The following is a 699-nucleotide window of genomic DNA, read 5'->3' as shown; positions in this document are numbered from 1 at the left end:
AAAAAATTTAGGTTTCTTAGGTTTGCGCTTTTTTTCTTTTAGTCGAGCATGTTCTTTAGGGTTGAAAAACTTCCCCCATGCTGATGCAAGATCACGAACTTTTTGTTGAAGTGACACAGCATTTGAATTTCCATCTAAAAAGCTAAACTGAGGATTCTTTTTCAGTGCTGTTATCTTTTTTACTAGATTCACCGCATTAATGTGTTTATTTTGAGCAAACATTTCAAATGAAATTGCTAATATTTGATTCCAAACAAAGCGTGCAGAGCCAACGAGATTATTTAAAATAACCTCTTGCTCGACATTAGGCTCAAGCCTAAATTTATACGCTTTGTTGATTTTCATTAATGAGTGTGTATCTGTTAATATGGTGCTGATTCTAACATTTTAGGTATATTTTTTCAATGAGTGAGATATATAAAAACCGACATTCAGCCTTTAATCTTCATGTTCATTTAGTTTTTATAACGAAATATCGAAAAAAAATACTAGGTGAGTTGCATCATAAATATTTCAATGAGTGTGCAACTGAAATATGTAAAGATTTTGATGCTGAATTAAAGGAATGTAATGGTGAATCCGACCATGTTCACATGCTTATTCAGTATCCACCAACGGTACAGTTAAGCAAATTGGTTAATAATTTAAAGTCTGTAACAAGTAGAAGAATGCGAAATGAGTTTTTAGACTTGAGAGGGA

Annotated in this window: 2 protein-coding genes; one reads left to right on the top strand and one right to left on the bottom strand. The window is 32.2% G+C overall.

The genetic code is table 11. The features are described 5' to 3' along the window. Positions 1-345, bottom strand: a 345-nt coding sequence (locus VF675_RS13735) for a helix-turn-helix domain-containing protein (RefSeq protein ID WP_440205391.1), incomplete at its 3' end; no start/stop codon positions are given. A 59-nt stretch (positions 346-404) separates the two neighbouring features. Between VF675_RS13735 and tnpA the strand changes: the two genes are divergently transcribed. Then, positions 405-699 (top strand): IS200/IS605 family transposase (gene tnpA / locus VF675_RS13730; RefSeq protein WP_440205390.1); only part of this gene is annotated, 295 nt, incomplete at its 3' end.

Source organism: Acinetobacter sp. Lyrl_1 (assembly GCF_051948795.1).
GTDB classification, from domain to species: Bacteria; Pseudomonadota; Gammaproteobacteria; order Pseudomonadales; family Moraxellaceae; genus Acinetobacter; species Acinetobacter towneri.
Note: the sequence above shows the minus strand (reverse complement) of the source record. Positions and strands in the feature narration are given on the sequence as shown.